At 75.1% G+C, this 16488-nt stretch carries 13 protein-coding genes and 1 riboswitch; of the genes, 6 read left to right on the top strand and 7 right to left on the bottom strand.

What is annotated here, in order from left to right; translation table 11 throughout:
* Window positions 1–10 precede the first annotated feature (10 nt).
* The 3 genes from Y09_RS15085 (at window position 11) to Y09_RS15075 (ending at window position 2903) form a co-directional block, all read left to right on the top strand.
* Window positions 11–1369, top strand: coding sequence for an APC family permease (locus tag Y09_RS15085; RefSeq protein ID WP_255351705.1), 1359 nt, complete (start codon window positions 11–13; stop codon window positions 1367–1369).
* Window positions 1370–1780: 411 nt separating this feature from the next.
* On the top strand, window positions 1781–2242 hold the full coding sequence (locus Y09_RS15080) for a helix-turn-helix transcriptional regulator (protein WP_053918683.1): 462 nt from the start codon (window positions 1781–1783) through the stop codon (window positions 2240–2242).
* Window position 2243: 1 nt separating this feature from the next.
* Window positions 2244–2903, top strand: coding sequence for an SRPBCC domain-containing protein (locus tag Y09_RS15075; RefSeq protein ID WP_053918681.1), 660 nt, complete (start codon window positions 2244–2246; stop codon window positions 2901–2903).
* A gap of 15 nt (window positions 2904–2918) precedes the next feature.
* Here Y09_RS15075 and Y09_RS15070 read toward each other — a convergent pair whose 3' ends face one another.
* The 7 genes from Y09_RS15070 to Y09_RS15040 form a co-directional block, all read right to left on the bottom strand.
* Complete coding sequence (locus tag Y09_RS15070; RefSeq protein WP_053918679.1) at window positions 2919–3671, bottom strand: class I SAM-dependent methyltransferase; 753 nt, start codon at window positions 3669–3671, stop codon at window positions 2919–2921.
* A gap of 63 nt (window positions 3672–3734) precedes the next feature.
* The gene (locus Y09_RS15065; RefSeq protein ID WP_053918678.1) at window positions 3735–4430 is read right to left on the bottom strand and encodes a hypothetical protein; all 696 of its coding nucleotides are present in this window, start codon (window positions 4428–4430) and stop codon (window positions 3735–3737) included.
* A gap of 155 nt (window positions 4431–4585) precedes the next feature.
* Window positions 4586–6037: an NAD(P)/FAD-dependent oxidoreductase gene (locus Y09_RS15060; protein WP_053918676.1), complete on the bottom strand. Its 1452-nt coding sequence runs from the start codon at window positions 6035–6037 to the stop codon at window positions 4586–4588.
* Between the two features lie 42 nt (window positions 6038–6079).
* Window positions 6080–6748 (bottom strand): thiamine phosphate synthase, encoded by a 669-nt coding sequence (locus Y09_RS15055; RefSeq protein WP_053918673.1) that lies wholly within the window; start codon window positions 6746–6748, stop codon window positions 6080–6082.
* On the bottom strand, window positions 6745–7530 hold the full coding sequence (gene thiM / locus Y09_RS15050) for a hydroxyethylthiazole kinase (RefSeq protein WP_053918671.1): 786 nt from the start codon (window positions 7528–7530) through the stop codon (window positions 6745–6747). Before thiM ends, Y09_RS15055 begins: the two co-directional genes overlap by 4 nt.
* Window positions 7527–8870: an MFS transporter gene (locus tag Y09_RS15045; RefSeq protein ID WP_082358901.1), complete on the bottom strand. Its 1344-nt coding sequence runs from the start codon at window positions 8868–8870 to the stop codon at window positions 7527–7529. Before Y09_RS15045 ends, thiM begins: the two co-directional genes overlap by 4 nt.
* On the bottom strand, window positions 8867–10612 hold the full coding sequence (locus tag Y09_RS15040; protein WP_082358900.1) for a bifunctional hydroxymethylpyrimidine kinase/phosphomethylpyrimidine kinase: 1746 nt from the start codon (window positions 10610–10612) through the stop codon (window positions 8867–8869). The genes Y09_RS15045 and Y09_RS15040 overlap by 4 nt, the downstream gene beginning before the upstream one ends.
* Window positions 10603–10695, bottom strand: a riboswitch (TPP riboswitch). Its footprint overlaps the gene before it by 10 nt.
* Window positions 10696–11004: 309 nt before the next feature.
* On the opposite strand from Y09_RS15040, the gene Y09_RS15035 reads away from it, so the two are divergent.
* The 3 genes from Y09_RS15035 to Y09_RS15025 all read left to right on the top strand — a co-directional run.
* A complete protein-coding gene (locus Y09_RS15035) occupies window positions 11005–12939 on the top strand; it encodes an HNH endonuclease signature motif containing protein (RefSeq protein WP_148639685.1) in 1935 nt (644 codons plus the stop codon).
* A 51-nt stretch (window positions 12940–12990) separates the two neighbouring features.
* Window positions 12991–14169, top strand: coding sequence for an exonuclease SbcCD subunit D (locus tag Y09_RS15030; RefSeq protein ID WP_053918665.1), 1179 nt, complete (start codon window positions 12991–12993; stop codon window positions 14167–14169).
* Window positions 14166–16488, top strand: a 2323-nt coding sequence (locus Y09_RS15025; RefSeq protein ID WP_053918662.1) for an AAA family ATPase, incomplete at its 3' end; no start/stop codon positions are given. The genes Y09_RS15030 and Y09_RS15025, both read left to right, overlap by 4 nt.

The raw sequence follows: 16488 nt of genomic DNA, 5'->3' as shown, positions 1-16488 counted from the left end.
CGCGGGGGCGGTGCCCGCCGCACTCTCCCGCCGCCTCGGACTGCGCGACGCGGTGGTGATCGGCCTCGCCTCGATGATCGGGGCCGGTGCCTTCGTCTCCCTCGGCGCCGCCCAGGACCTCGCCGGATCGCTCGCCCCGGCGGCGGTGCTGGTCGCCGCCGTGGTCGCGCTGTGCAATGCGACCTCGACCGCGCAGCTCGCCGCCCAGCACCCCGCCGCGGGCGGCACCTACCACTACGGCCGCGAGCGACTCGGGCCCTGGTGGGGGTTCCTCGCCGGCTGGTGCTTCGTGATCGGCAAGACCGCCTCCTGCGCCGCGATGGCGCTGGTCGTCGCCGCGTATCTCGTGCCCGAGCCGTTCCAGCGACCCGTCGCTGCGCTCCTGGTCGTGGTGCTGACGGGCGTGAACCTGGTCGGCATCACCCGCACCGCGGTGCTCGCCCGGGTGCTGGTCACGGTCGCGCTCGCCGCGCTCGTGCTGACCGGGGTTCGGCTGCTCGTCGGGATCGTGGCGGGCGGTCCGACGGGAGGCGCGGGCGACGGGGCCGGTGCCGGGACGTGGGAGGTGCCCGGCCCCCTCTCCGGGCAGGCCGCTGGGCTGTGGGACGGCGGGATCGCGGCCGTCGCCGGCGCGGGGGAGGGCGGTGCGCTCGGCATCGTCCTCGCCGTCGCGCAGGCCGCGGCGCTGATGTTCTTCGCCTTCGCCGGCTACGCCCGGGTGGCGACCCTCGGCGAGGAGGTCGTCGCGCCGCGGCGCACCATCCCCCGCGCGATCCTGCTCGCGCTCGCCGCGGTCAGCGCGCTCTACCTGGTGCTGTCGGTGATCCTCGTGCTCGTGGGGCCGGCGCCGGGTGCGCAGGGCTGGGGCCCGGCGCCCTTCCGTGCGGCGCTGGACGCGGTCGGCGCGGGCGGGGTCTGGGCCGTGGTGGTGACCATCGGCGCGGTCGCGGCGGCCTCCGGCGCGCTGCTCGCCCTGGTCGCGGGCATCTCCCGCACCGTGCTCGCCATGGCCCGGGAGCGGGACCTGCCGCCCGTGCTCGCGCACGTCAGCCCCCGCTTCTCGGTCCCGCAGCGGGCGGAGGCCGCGGCCGGCATCGCGGTGGTGCTGCTCGTGCTGCTCGCTTCCGACGTGCTGGTCGCGATCGCCGCCTCGTCCTTCGGCGTGCTGCTCTACTACGCGGTCGCGAACCTCGCCGCGCTCACCCAGACGGGGCAGTGGCGGCTGTTCCCGAAGGCCATGCAGTGGCTCGGCCTCGTCGGCTGCGTGCTGCTCGTCGCCGCGCTGCCCGGTCGCACGATCGTGGCGGGCCTGGTGCTCGTCGCCGTCGGCCTCGCCTACCGCGGGCTCGTGCTCGCGGTGCGGCGGTGACCGGCGCCGACGCTGTCCCGGCCCGGCCCTGGTGCCCCCGCTGTCCTGCTTGCCCTCCCGCCCGGCACCGCTGAACGTGCTGCCCAGCGCCGGCCGGCCCCGCCACCCTGCGCCGCCGAGTCGATCGACGTCCCGTACCACTTCACTGGTACCTGAGGTCGATCGTCTGGCCGGGTGCGGGCCGCAGCGGGCACAGCGCCGAGTTGTTCGACGTCCCGTACCGCTTTCCTGGTACCTGTGGTCGATCGACTGGCCGGGTGTGGGCCACAGCGGATCGAGCGCCGAGTTGTTCGACGTCCCGTACCGCTTTCCTGGTACCTGAGGTCGATCAACTGGCCGGGTCGGGTCGCCGTCGACTCCCTTATTGCATAAGGGTTGACTTATATGGCTGTGCGGGTGGAGCATGGGCGCATGCACGCGCTCGACGTCCTCGGCGACCCGGTGCGGCGACGGATCCTCGAGCTCCTCGCCGACGGCGGGGAGCTCAGCGCGGGGGAGATCGGCGAGATCGTGCAGCAGGAGTTCGGGATCAGCCAGCCGGCCGTCTCCCAGCACCTGCGCGTCCTGCGCGAGCACGGCTTCGCCACCGTCCGCCCGGAGGGACGTCGTCGCCTCTACTCCCTCGACCCCCGCGGCCCGCGCGAGGCGAGGGAGTGGCTGACGCCCTTCGAGCGGTTCTGGCTGCCGAAGCTCGACGCGCTCGGCACCGAGCTCGCTCGCGGAAAGCGCACCCGTCGCCTCGCCGCCGAGCGTGCAGAGAGCTCCGGCCCCGCCGCCGGCCCCACCGACCCCGCGGTGAACGCGCCGCACACAGACCCTGCGACGGGCACCCCGCCCGCCGCGACGGCCCCCGCGACCGAGAAGGAGACCTGACATGGTCGACGTCCCCGCCCAGCTGCAGTCCGTCACCCGCGCCTATCGCACCGAGGAGCGCGACGGCGAGCAGATGCACGTCCAGTCCCTTGAGCAGACCTACCCCACCGCCCTCGCCGACGTGTGGGAGGCCGTCACCTCGGCCGAGCGCATCCAGCGCTGGTTCCTGCCGGTCAGCGGCGACCTCCGCCTCGGCGGCCGCTACCAGTTCGAGGGCAACGCTGGCGGCGAGATCACCGCCTGCGAGCCGCCGTCGGCCGGCGCCGCCGAGTTCTCCGCCACTTGGGAGGCCATGGGCTCCGTGTCATGGCTGACCGTGCGCCTGGCCGAGGTCGGGGGTGAGCGCACCAGCTTCGAGCTCGAGCACACCAGCCGCGTCGCCGACGTCCCCGCCGAGATGTGGGAGACCTTCGGCCCCGGCGCGACCGGCGTCGGCTGGGACGGCGGCCTGCTGGGTCTCTCGCTCCACCTCGGCGATGTGGAGGGCTCGCTCTCCCCGGCCGAGGCGGAGGCCTGGGCGGGCACCGACGAGGGCCGCTCCTTCTACCGCGGCGCCGCCGATGGCTGGGCCGTCGCGCACGCGGCCTCCGGCGAGGACCCTGCCGTCGCCCAGCAGCGGGCCGACGCGACCTACGGCTTCTACACCGGCACCGAGGCCTGATCCCCGCAGCCCTGCTCAGACCGCCCGGGCGATCACCACGAACTCCCTGCCCGGGCGGTCCGGCGCGTCCCGGACCTCCTCGACGTCGAATCTGGCGGCCTCGAGCGAAGCGCGCAGCTCCGCCTCGTCCCGCCAGCGCAGTGTCGAGGTCGACGTCAGCACGGTCCCGTCCTCGAAGCGGAACTCGTCGGAGAAGGTCACCAGCGGCAGCGCGACCTCGAACCCCGTCGAACGCTGCCGGATCGTGCCCACCCCGGGCACCTCGTGGACCGTCTCGGCCGTGTCGGCCTGCCACTCCTCCCAGGCCCGTCGCTCCGGCCGACGGCTCTCGAACACCAGCACCCCGCCACGCCGCAGCGCGCGGCGGATCCCGCGCAGCGTCGCGGCCCAGGCCTCGTCGGTCGTGAACACCTGAGCGACGTTGCCGGTCATCACGGCGGCGTCGGCAGCGAGCGGCGGGAGGTCCTCGGCGGTGCCGTGAAGCCAGGTCGCCGACTCGGCATGGGGCTTGGCGCGGGCCACCTCGAGGGAGGCGAGGGCAGGGTCGATCCCGGTCACGGCCAGTCCGTCGGCCGCGAGCAGAGCGGCGAGGGAGCCGGTGCCGCAGCCGATGTCGATCACCGTGCGCGCGCCGTGCTCGGCGAGGATCGCCCGGTAGTGGGGGAGGTCGTCGCGCTCGCCGTCGAGGACGTCGTAGCAGGCGGCCAGGCGCGGCTCGGCGAAGAGCGCGTCGGGTTCGGGCTGGGAACCGGGGGAGCTCTCTGTCATGGCGCCGACGCTACGGCGCTGCGGGGTCTCCGACCAGCGAATACCCGGTGGCCTCCCTGACCGTCACACGAACGAGGTCCAGGTGGTCTCGGCGTCGATCAGCCAGTGGTTGCGCAGTGTGAGCGCGCGCTCGACCGCGGCCAGCACACCGGCGACCGTGACCGAGATGTTCAGCCAGGCGGGCAGCTGGATCGGCGAGGTGAAGGCGCCGACCCGCTCGGCGACCGGCGGGATGCTCGTGATCAGCTCCGCGGCCTGTGGAAGCATCAGCACCACCCCGATCAGCAGCACCACGATCGCGAGCGCGCCGAGCAGCCGGCTCGCCCCGGGGTGGCGTCGGCCGAAGCGGGCGCGCAGGCCCTCGAGGGAGCGGGGGTGCGGGCGCAGGGTCGTGGCCGGGCCGTCGTCGGAGGGGACGAGGTGCATCCGGGAGAGGCCGTAGCTGCCGATCGCGACCTCGACCGTCCCTCCCGGCACCTCGAAGGCGACCGGAGAGTTCGCGATGTGGAGCTGTCGGCCGTCGCGGTAGAAGGAGATCGGCGCGTGCCGCGCGCCCTCGGCGATCCTCCCGCCCTCGAGCTCGGTGGCCAGATAGCGCACGTCCACGATGTACGACGCCTCGCGACCTGCCCCGTCATCGGGGTCCAGGACGAACTGGGTGCGGGTGAGCGTCTGCCACCAGCGCAGGTCCTTCAGCGCGCTGCCGTCGCCGGGCTTCGCGCGGCCGAGCTGTCGCTGTCGGCGCAAGCGCTGGAACATGGTCCTCCCGGGGCAGGCGGCGCATGGCCGTGGGGCGTCGAACGCCTCCATCCCATCGGATGCGGAGGAGCGACGCCAGTGCGATCTGTCATCTCCTCCGAAGGGAGGAGATGCGCCGGCGGGGGAGGAGCGGCACGGAGGGGAGAGGGCTCGGCTCAGCCGGCCCGGAGCGCGCGCGGCAGCTCCTCGAGCAGCCGCAGCCACAGCTCCGAGGCGGCCGGGTAGCTCGGCACCGCATGGCGCAGCACGTGCACCGGCACCGCGCCGACGATCGCGATCGTCGCGGCGTGCAGCAGCTCGGAGGCCTCGGGGCCGACGAACGTCGCACCCACGAGGGTGCGGGTGCCGAGGTCGACGACGATCTGCGCGGTGCCGGTGACGTCGTCGCGCAGCAGCGCGGAGCCGGCCGCCCCGCCGAAGGGCACCTGTGCGGTCACCACCCGGTGCCCGGCCTCGCGGGCCTCCGCCTCGGTGAGGCCGACGGCCGCGACCTGCGGATCCGTGAACACGACCTGCGGCACCGGCACCTGGTCGGGCACCGGCTCCGCCGCCTCCCCGGTCGCGGCGGCGAGGATCCGCTGCCCGATCACGCGGGCGCGGTACTTCCCCCAGTGCGTCAGCGGCGCCTCCCCGCTCGCATCGCCCACCGCGTGCAGCCAGTCCGGCAGCGTCCCGCCGCCGGTGACGTCCTCGGGGGACAGGCCGACGGTCTCGAGGCCCACGTCGTCCAGCCGCGGACGGCGCCCGGTCGCGACGAGCACCTCGTCGGCCTCGAGTGTTTCGCGACGGCCGTCGGCCTCGATCTCGAGACGCACCCGGCCGCCGTGGAGCCGGCCCAGGCCCGTGTCTCGGACGTCCTCGCGCGCACCGGCGCGCACCGAGGTCCCGAGTCGCACGTCGACGCCGAGGCCCCGCAGCGCCTCGAGCACGTGGCGGCCGGCGAACGGCTCCAGTCCTCGCAGCAGCGCGTCCCCGCGCGCCAGCATCGTGACCCGGGTGCCGAGCGCGGCCATCCAGGTCGCGGCCTCGACCGCGACCACACCGCCGCCGACGATCACCAGCTCGTCCGGCACCTCCACCACGCCCGTCGCATCGCGCGAGGTCCACGGCGCGAGCTCCCGCAGCTCCGCGGGGATCCTGGGCACGGATCCGGTGGCGAGGACGACGGCGCGCTCGGCGACGAGGCGCTGCGGGGCGCGCCCGTCGGCCCCGACGACCTCGACCTCGCGCTCGCCGACGAACCGGCCGTGCCCGCGCACCACGTGCAGCCCCGCCCCCTCGGCCCAGGAGACCTGGCCCTCGTCGGAGTAGTGGGAGACCCAGGTATCGCGCCGGGCCAGCAGCGCCTCGGCGTCGACCTCGGGAGTGGTGATCCCCGGCAGGTGCGCGGCGGCGTCCGCGACGGCGAGGGGGCGCAGCAGCGCCTTCGAGGGCATGCAGGCGTAGTAGGAGCACTCGCCGCCCAGCAGCTCGCGCTCGACGATCGCTGCAGTGAGGTCGGTGCCCTCGGTCGCGTACTGGGCGACGTTCTCGCCGACCGCCCCGCCGCCGAGAACGATCACGTCGAAGGAGGTCGCAGCATCGGGGGAGGGAGCATCAGCAGTCATGGTCCGACGCTACGCCCGGGCCCGGGCGTTGTCACGGCCTCGTCAGGGGCGGGGGCGGGTGCCCATCCCGTCGAGCACCTCGCGCACCGCCGCCCCCGGGTCGGGCGCCTCCATCACCGCACGCACCAGCGCGAGCCCGGCGACGCCCGTGCGGGACAGCGCCGGGGCGTCGGCCGGAGTGACGTCCCCGATCGCGACGATCGGCAGCATCGTCGCCCGCACCAGCGCCGGATAGCCCTCGACGCCCAGCGGCTCCCGGCCGGAGTCCTTCGTGGGGGTGCGACGGAAGGGGCCCGCGCCGAGATAGTCGAGGTCGAAGGCGACCCCGGCCGAGTCGCGGACCAGGTCGAGCGTGCCCGTGGTCAGCCCGATGACCGCGTCGTGGCCGAGCAGGGCGCGGGCGTCGGGGACGGGCAGGTCGTCCTGGCCGAGGTGGACCCCGTGCACATGGGCACCGCGAGCGCGGGCCGCCGCGGCGACGTCGGCCCGGTCGTCGACCAGCACCCGGGTGGTCGGATTCGCCGCGTGGACCGCCTCGGCGACGGCGAGCACGAGCTCGAGCAGCTCCCGCGTGCTCGCCTCCTTCGCCCGCACCTGCACGACCCCGGCCCCGGCCGCCGCGGCCTCGGCGGCGACCTCGACGGTGCGCGGGCCCGTGCCGGAGGTGACGAGATAGCAGCGCAGGTCCAGCGGAGAGGAGGGGGCGGTCATGGGCGTCGTCCGATCTCGTCGAGGGCGTCGAGCAGGTGCATGCGGAAGCTGCCGGGCCCGGTCGCGCGCGACGCGGCGCGCTCCCCGGCCAGAGCCATCCAGGTGGTCGCGGCGAGCGCGGCCTCGAAGGGATCCTCCCAGACGGCGGTGCAGGCGGCGGTCAGCGCCCCGAGCAGGCAGCCCGTCCCGGTCACGCGCGGCAGCAGCGCGGAGCCGCGGGTGAGCCGGGCCTCGCGGCTCCCATCCAGCACCAGGTCCACCGCGCCGGAGACGGCGACGGCCCCGCCGGTGCGACGGGCGACCTCGGCCGCAGCGCCGGCGGCGGACTCGGCGGCGGCGGTCGAGTCCGCGCCCCGCCCGCCTCCCGCCTCGCCCACCAGGGCCAGGATCTCTGAGGCGTTGCCGCGCACCGCGGTCGGCCGCTGCGCGAGCAGCCGCCGCGCGAGCGGGGTGCGGACCGGGGCGATCCCGATCGCCGTAGGGTCCAGCACCCAGGGCCGCTGCTGCTCGCGCGCGACTGCGACGGTGGCGGGGATGCCGTCCATCGCGTCGGTCGAGAGGGTGCCGAGGTTGATCAGCAGCGCGTCCGCGACGGTCGTGACGACGGGCGCCTCGACGACGGTCTCGGTCATCATCGGCCGCGCCCCGGCGGCGAGCAGCCCGTCGGCCACCAGCTGCATCGACACGGTCGCGGTGAGGCAGTGGACCAGCGGCGCCGCCTCCCGCACCGCCGCCAGGACGGGCAGGGCGCGGGCGAGATCGGGGTCGTCGGCGGGGCTCATCGCGTGCTCCGCTCGGCGACCGTGTCGAGGTCCGCGTCGATCTCGCGCGGGGAGAGCCGCGGGCCGAGCAGCGCCCCGACCACCACGAGCAGCCCGCCGAGCGCGACCATCCCCATCACCGTCGCGTGCCGGCCGAGCAGCGGCTCGAGCGCCGGCACATAGAACGGGTACAGCGCCGGCAGCACGAGGGAGAGGCTGTAGGCGGAGCCGTAGCCGGTCGAGCGGATCGCGGTGGGGAACCGCTCGGAGAGATAGGCGGCGATCGGACCGTAGGCGGAGACCGTCGCGACCTGCAGCAGCGCGGCGAGCAGCGCCGCGACGGCGAGGGTCGGCGCGGTGACCGACGCCCACCACAGCACCGGTCCGACGAGTCCCGCGACGGCGCCCCACACCACGAGCAGTCGCCGCCTCCCGACGAGGCTCGAGAGGTGCCCCGCGAGCGCCATCACGAGCGCCTGCGCGATCGAGGCCGCGCCCATCACCAGCGGCACCGCCTCCGGGGTGATCGGCGAGTCGGTGGACAGCCGGGCCGTCAGCAGCAGCACGGTCGAGTCGGTGAGCAGCCACAGCCCCGTCATCAGCACGAACGCCGCCCAGAACGCGGACGCCCACCGTCCGGTGAGCAGGCTGCGGAGGCCCGGTCGCGGGGCCGACGGGGTGGCGGACGCCGGTGCTCGCCGGGCCTGCGGCGCATCGACCACGTGCCGCCGGTAGTAGAGCATCATCCCGATCGACAGCGCCGCGCCCGCGACGAACAGCGCCCGCCAGCCCCAGGCCGCGTACTGCTCCGGCCCGAGGGCCGCCAGCAGCGCCGCGACGGCGAAGGCGATCGTGGCCTGCGCCCACGGCGCCATCGAGAGGATCAGCCCGCTCATCAGTCCGCGCCGCCGCGGCCTCGACCACTCCATCGCCAGCGGGATCGCGGCCGAGTACTCGCCGGCCACGAAGATCCCGCCGAGGAAGCGCAGCGCCAGGATCAGCGCGACCGTGCCCGGGCCGAGCATCTGATGGGTGGGGACGAGGGCGATCGCGAGCGCGCACGCCGCGGTGCCCGCGATGGCGAGGCGGGTGGTGCGGGTGCGTCCCATGCGGTCCGCGATCCGCCCGAACACCACCCCGCCGACGGGCCGGCCCAGCAGCATCGCGACGATGATCAGCGCCGCCGCCGACGCGGTCGCCGACGGGCCCGCGATCACGAGCATCGCCGGCGCCAGCGCCGTGACCGGCAGGAACACATGGATGTTGTCGATGAAGTTCCCGACCACGCCGGCGCGCAGCGCGGCCCGGCCCTCGGGCGGCAGGGCGCGGGTGCCGGTCGCGGCGATCGAGGCGGCGGTCATCGAGTCGCCCCGGTGAGCGTCGGAGCCGGGGAGACGGCGGCGGCGTCCACACGTCGTGCCTGTTCGAAGAACTCCAGCTCGTGACGGCAGGTGAGGAGGAAGGCGCGCGCCGCCTCCGCCCGCACGGCGGGATCGGCGGTCTCGAGCTCGCGCTCGACGACGCCGAGCGCCCCGCGCACCCCCTCCACGAAGGTGGGGTCGCGGTAGGTCAGGAGCCACCCCGCGTAGGGGTGCTCGTCCGGTACCTCGGGCAGGCTCGCCCCGACCTGCGCGTACAGCCAGAAGCAGGGCAGCGCCGCGGCCGCTCCGACGGCCGTCGGGTCCCCGAGCGCCCGGGCGAGCAGGAAGTCGGTGTATGAACTGGTCACCGGGCTGACGGCCACCTCCGCCGCGTCAGGACGGGTCGCGAGCCAGCCGCGGTGGAGCTCGAGCTCGGTATCCACGCAGTGCCGGGAGGAGTCCGACCAGAACTCCCGCGCGGCAGGGTCCTCCGAGGTCGCGGCGAGGGTCGCGAGGGCGCGGGAGTAGCGCTGCAGGTAGTGAGAGTCCTGCGCGAGATAGAAGGAGAACTGCCCCTCGGGCAGGCTCCCGTCCACGAGCGCCGCCACGAAGCCGGAGCCCTCGATCGCGCCGGCGAGCGGCGCCCCGGCCGCCCACAGCGCCTCGGTCCACGGGCCGACGGGCGGGACCGAGGCGGCAGGACCCGTCGGGCCGTCGGCCGTCGCTCGGGCGGCGAGCTGGGCCGGCTGCTCCCACCGGTCCGGCACCGCGCCGCCGGCGACCCACGGCGCGGCCGATCCCGCCGCCGCGAGCCGCCGTGCCCGGTGGGCGTGGTCGACGGGGCCGTTCCCGCTCCCGACCTGCAGCTCTGCGCCGTGCAGGATCGCCTCGTGCAGCCAGTCGGTGACCCAGGCGAGCGCCGTGGCCGGGTCCTCGCCGGCGCCGAGCCGGGTCGCGAGCGCCGCCGCGAGGGAGCAGCCGGTGCCGTGCGTGCTCGTCGTGTCCACCCGCGTCGAGTGCACGGGGTGGCGGGTACCGTCGGTCCCGATCCAGGTGTTGGTGACCTCGCGGCTGTCGAGGTGCCCGGTCTTCACCACGACCGCGACGCCGGTCGCCTCCGACCAGCGGGCGGCCTGGGTGAGGGCCTCGTCCTCGTCGTGCGCGCGGGGCTCGCCGGTGAGGACGGCGAGCTCGTCGATGTTCGGGGTGACCACGGTGGCGAGGGAGCAGAAGCGGATCATCGCCTGCTCCGCCTCGGGCTCCAGCAGCCTGTCGCCGCTGGTCGCGACCATCACCGGGTCGACGACGAGCACCCGCGGCGGATGGGCGGAGAGCCAGGTCCGGACGGCCTCGATGATCTCGGCGGTGCCGAGCATGCCGGTCTTGACCGCCTCGAGCTCGACGTCGTCGCAGACCGCGCGGAGCTGCGCGGCGAGGAACTGCGCGGGAGGGACGTGGATGTCGCTCACGCCGTGGGTGTTCTGTGCGACGACCGCGGTGACCGCCGCCATGCCGAAGCCGCCCGCGGCGGTGATCGATTTGAGGTCCGCCGCGGTGCCGGCGCCGCCCGTCGGGTCGGTGCCCGCGATCGAGAGCACTCGCGGGGCCGACGGCGCGGGGCGGTCGGGTGCGGGATGGCCCGTTGCGGGATGGCCGGACGCGGGCCGGCGGGTGGCGGGCCGATCGGGCGCGGCGGCGCGGGGGAGGGCAGCGGGAAAGAGGGTGCAAGGATCCGAGCTCATGCGGACATCCCTTCGCTAGTACGAACTAGATCAGGTTCCACGGGTGTGATCTCAGCGCCTCGGGCGCACCCCGTGTCCAGCGGCCGAGTGTAGGCCAGGCGGCGGGGAAGGGGCCGGGATGTCCGGAGCCGATGCCCCTCTACCGCAGGGGTCCGACAGACGAGGCGGCCCCTCGGAAATCTGTGGATGGCATTGTGGAAAACGAGGAGCTGTGGAGGAAAGGTGAGGATCGAGAGCCGCATTGCGCTCGAGATCCGCCACTCGATCAGAAAGTTATCCACATATTCTCTGTGGGCCTTTCTTCTGTCGGTGTCGGTCCCTAGTCTGAAGGGGTCGGATCGAGAAGGGCGGTGCATCGACGCATCGCCGACGCGGACGGGGAGGAGGGGCCGATGGGCATCACGCAGCCGGAGCATTCGCCGGGCGATGAGATCGCCGACGGCGCACGCGACGCGGTGCGTTCCGAGCGGTCGGATGCCGCCGCCCCAGATACCTCCGCGTGGGAGGTCTCCCTGCCCTCGGTTCCCGCCTCCTCGCCGGTGGTGACGGCATCGCCGTCGGTTCCTGCCGCCACCTCCCCGGACCCCGTCGACGATGCCCTGATCGCGTCGCTTCCTGCACGTTTCCGCCGGGTCGGCGCACGCCAGGCTCGTACTCGTGACGCGCTGCCCGATCTCGGCGGCTGCGCCGACGACCCCGCCCTGAGCGAGGCCGCGCAGCGCGTGTGGGATGCGGAGCGCGCCACTGCCCTCGCGCTCGCGGCGCAGTACCGCGCCCTCGCCGCCCTGCACGAGTTCGAGGGCGAGTACGAGGACGCCTGCGAGCTCGACGAGGTCGAGACGCTCCGCGCCGCACTCGGCCTCCGGGTCACTCGCAGTGCCGCGAGCTGGCGACTGCGCGACGCATACCAGGCCGTGAACCATTTCCCGCGCACCCTCGAGAACCTTGAATCCGGGAGCATGCCGTCGGCGTGGTTCCAGAAGATGCTGAAGACCTCGCAGAAGCTCTCCGAATCCTCCAGGAGGGATCTCGATGCCGTGATCTCGACATGGTCCACGGATATCAGCCCGGAACGATTCTTCACGCTCCTGCGCGCCCTCATCGAGCATCTCGCCGAGCGCGAGAGCCGTCCCGATCCCGTCGCCGCGCTCGAGCGCACCGTCGAGCTGCTTCCCGGCGCGGAGGCCGGCACCGGGACCCTGCGGATCACGGGCCCGATCCCCGAGATCCTCGCCCGGTGGAAGTCAGTCGACGAGTCCGCCCGCGCCGTCCAGGCGGCGCAGCGTGCGGCGCTCCGCGACGGCACACCGATCCCGCACGACCCCGACGGCGTCGTCCTCGAGACCGGCAGGGCCCTTCCGCTCACCCGGCTGCGCTACGCCCTGATCGGTACCGCCGAACTCGACGTCGACGGGGTCGCCGTCCCCGCCGAGCGGTTCCGCCTCAACGTCACGGTGCCCGTGCTGACCCTGCTCGGCGCTTCCGACCAGCCCGGCATGCTCGACGGCGTCACCCCGCTGCCGCCCTCGATGGCGCGTTCCCTCGCCGGCAGCTGCACCGTCTGGCACCGCGTCCTCACCAGCGCGAGCAGCGGCGCCTTCCTCCCGCTCCCGGCCGACCGCGTCATCCCCACCCCCGCGATGCTCGAGCACCTCCGGCTCCGCAACGGACAGTGCGCCGTCCCCGGATGCACGCGCCCCACCTCCTGGGCCTCCGAGTGCGACCACATCGAGGAGTGCCTGCGCGGCACCCCGGGCGAGGGCGGCGCCACCGAGGTCGAGAACCTGCACCTCCTGTGCTGGCAGCACCACCTCGACAAGACGAACGGCCTGCTGGACCCCACCCGGCTCCCCACGCAGGCAGGCGAGCCAGGCCGCACCCGCTGGACCGTCGGCCACCACGGCGACGCCGTCACTGTCCTCGACGACCTCGACCACGCCAGCCTCGAGATGGTCGAGCTGCTCACCGCCGCCTGGACCGGATTCCTGCGCGGCACCCACGCCGGCAGCCCCGCGACCAGCCCGAACAGCCCACCGGAGCATCCCGCTGACCGGCGCGTGCTCACCACACCGGTGGCCGGGGAGCCGACCCTGCAGACCCAGGCGCCGCCCGGACCCCCGCCCACGGCGGACCCACGCCCTCACCGAGGCTCGCGGCACATCCCGGACCCGCGGACTCGCGCGGAACCTCCGCCGCGCCCTGCCCCGAATCCCGATGCTGCCCCGCCGACCGCGACGACCTCGCGCGGCGAGACTCCGACACCGCGTGCCCAGCTCCCGGAGCCCCCGCCGGAGGGATGGGGCGACCACGGTCCGCCGCCCTTCTGATGCCGCGCGCCCGTCCCTCGTCCGTCGCACCCCACCCCTAGGCTCGATGACATGAAGATCCTGCACACCTCGGACTGGCACCTGGGCCGCACCCTGCACAAGGTCGACCTGCACGAGCACCAGGCCGCCTTCCTCGACTGGCTCGTCGACCTCGTCGAGGCCGAGGGGGTGGACGTGGTCGTGATCCCCGGCGACGTCTACGACCGCGCCGTGCCCGCGGTGAGCAGCGTGACCCTCCTGGACCGGGCCCTCGCCCGCCTCGCCGACACCGGCGCGACCGTGGTCCTCACCAGCGGGAACCATGACTCCCCGGAGCGGCTCGGCTTCGGCCGCTCCCTGATGCGCGCCGGCATCCACCTGCTCACCGACCTGCCCGGGATCGAGCATCCCGTCTCCGTCGAGGACGAGCACGGCGAGGTGCTGTTCTTCGGCCTGCCCTATCTCGAGCCGGACCGCGCCCGCACCGAGCTCGCTCGCGAGGGCGAGGAGCCGCTGCCCCGCAGTCACGAAGCCGTCACCCGCGCGGCCCTGGACCGGGTGCGCGAGCGCGCCGCGGCCCGGCCCGGTGCCCGCACCGTCGTCCTCGCCCACACCTTCGTCACCGGCGGCGAGGCCAGCGATTCCGAGCGTGACCTCTCCGTCGGCGGCGTCGACTCCGTGCCCGCCGGGGTGCTCGGCGGGATCGACTACCTCGCCCTCGGCCACCTCCACGGCTGCCAGGACCTCACCCGCAGCGTCGGCGCCCCCGCCTGGTACTCCGGCTCCCCGCTCGCCTTCTCCTTCTCCGAGCGCAGCCACCGCAAGTCCGTCCTCCTCGTCGAGCTCGGCGCCCCGGGCGCCGAGGGGGAGCGGGCCGAGGTCGCCGTGCGCCGCATCGAGACCCCCGTCCCGCGCCGTCTCACCGAGCTGCGCGGCACCCTGGAGGAGATCCTCGCCCGCCGCGACGAGCACGCCGGCGACTGGCTGAAGGCCGTCGTCACCGACCCCGCCCGCCCAGCCCACCTGCAGGAGCAGCTCCGTGAGGCCTACCCCCACCTGCTCCTGACCGAGTACGCCCCCGAGGGCCGCGCCGCGAGCGCCGGCACCCCGGTGGTGCGCCGGGAGCAGAACCCGCTGGAGGTGATGGACGAGTTCCTCGCCCACGTCACCGGCGGCGACCCCACCGAGGCGGAGCACGACGTGCTCGAGCGCGCCTACTCCGCCGTCCGCCGCCAACAGGAGGCCTCGTGAAGCTCCACCACCTCCGCATGACCGGGATCGGCCCCTTCGCCGGCACCGTCGAGATCGACTTCGCCGGCCTCGGCGCCTCCGGCACCTTCCTGCTCGAGGGGCCGACGGGCTCCGGCAAGTCCACGATCCTCGACGCGATCGTCTACGCCCTCTACGGGCAGGTCGCCGGCTCCGCCACCAGCGCCGACCGGATCCGCTCCCAGTTCGCCGCGCCGACGGAGCCGAGCATCGTCGACCTCGTCTTCGAGACCCCCTCCGGACTGCACCGCGTGCGCCGCTCCCCGGAGTTCCAGCGCCCCAAGCTGCGCGGCACCGGCACCACGAAGGAGCAGGCCAAGGCCCTCATGTGGCGGATCGGGTCCCCGCAGGCCCTGCCCGCCGCGATCGCCGACACCGCCGGCGCGGGCGACGGCAGCGAGGTGATCGCCAGCCGCATCGACGAGGTGGGCCGCGAGGTGCAGCGCGCCGTCGGCCTCACCCGCGAGCAGTTCACCCAGACCGTCCTGCTGCCCCAGAACGAGTTCGCCCGCTTCCTCCGCGCCGGCACCGGGGAGCGCCAGCAGGTGCTGCAGCGCGTCTTCGGCACCGAGACCTACGCCGCCGTCGAGAAGCAGCTCGAGGAGATGCGCAAACAGGCCAAGCGCCAGGTCGACGCCGCCCAGCAGACCCTCGGCACGGCGCTGGCCCGGTTCACCGAGGCCGTCGCCCTCGAGGACGAGGAGGGCGCCGCGCTCACCGAGCACGCCGCCGCACTGCGCCTCGAGCCGCTCGCCTCCGCGGCCGACGCCCAGCTCGCGCAGGTCACCGCCCGCGCGACCGAGACCGCCGCCGGCTCCGCCGCCGCGCAGGAGGTGGAGCAGACCGCGCGGACCGCCGCCGAGGCCGCCCGCACCGCCCGCACCCGGATCGACCGCCGCCGCGCACTCGACCAGCTCGCGACCCGCCTCGAGACGGAGCAGCCCGAGGTCACGAAGGCGTCGGCCGCGCTCGAGCGCGACGAGACCGCCCGCCCCGTCGTCGAGGTGCTGCGGCGACGCGACACCGCCGCCCAGGCCGCCTCCGCCGCGATCGAGGCCCTCGCCGCGCGTGCCGAGGAGACGCGACCCGCGCACCCCGACCTCGTCGACCTCCTCGCGGACCAGGCCGAGGACCCCGCCGTCGCACTCGCCGCCGCGGCCGACGAGGCGACCGGCGCCGCCGGCGCCCTCACGGACCTCGTCGACCTCGAGACCGCGCTGCCCGAGCGGGAGAAGCAGCTCGACGCCCGCCGCGAGGCCCTCACGGCCCGGGAGGAGCAGCTTCGGTCCGCGACCGGCCGTCTCGAGGAGCGTCCTGCTGCTCGCGGTGCCCTCCTCGGGCAGCGCGATGCCGCTCGCACCGCCGCCTCAGGTCTCGCCGAGGTGCGGCTCGCCCTCGCCGCCGCGCAGGACGTGCTGAAGGCCGCGACCGCCGCAGCTGCCCAGGTCAAGGCCGTCGCGAAGGCCAAGGAGACGGCCGAGCGCTCCCTGCGCACCGCCCGCACCCGCGCCGAGGAGGAGGCCTCACTGCGACGGCGTCGCTTCGCCGGGATCGCCGCCGAGCTCGCCGCCGACCTCGAGGACGAGGCCGCCTGCCCCGTCTGCGGCTCCCACGAGCACCCCCACCCCGCGGACCCCTCCGAGGACGCCGTCAGCCCTGAGCAGGTCGAGGCCGCCGAGACCGCCCGCCGCGCCGCCGAGCAGGCACAGGCCGCCGACGCACAGGCCCTCGCCCTCGCCGAGAGGGAGCTCGCCGCGCTGCGCGAGGACGCCGGGGAGCACACCCCCGACACCGCCCACGCCGAGGTCGGGACCCGCACCGCCGCCGTCATCGCCGCGACCGCCGCCGCCGCCCGCGCCGACGAGCTCGAGACGCAGCTGAACGCCTTCGACGCCGAGACCGAGAAGGCCACCCGCGCCAAGGAGGCGCTCGCCCTCGACATCGCCCGTGAGCGCACCGGCATCGACGAGACCGGCCGCGCGCTCGTCGCCGACCGCACCCGGATCGACGAGGCCCGCGGCCAGGACGGCTCCATCGCAGCGCGCCGCCGCAGCCACACCGCCCGCGCCCGCGCCGCGACCGCGCTCCGCGAGGCGCTGCGCAGCCGCGTCCAGGCCGAGAGCTCCGCCGCCGAGCTCGCCGCCGAGGCCGACCGCGCCCTCGCCGCCAGCGGCCTCGCCACCGCCGAGACCGCCCGCGCCGCGGTCCTGCCCGCCGAGGAGCGCACCCGGCTGCAGAAGCAGGTCCAGACCCGCGCCGTCGACGAGACCCGCCTCGCCGACGGCCTCGCCGAGGACGGCA

Source organism: Brachybacterium sp. SW0106-09 (genome assembly GCF_001293905.1).
In the GTDB taxonomy this organism is placed as follows: Bacteria; Actinomycetota; Actinomycetes; order Actinomycetales; family Dermabacteraceae; genus Brachybacterium; species Brachybacterium conglomeratum.
Note: the sequence above shows the minus strand (reverse complement) of the source record. Positions and strands in the feature narration are given on the sequence as shown.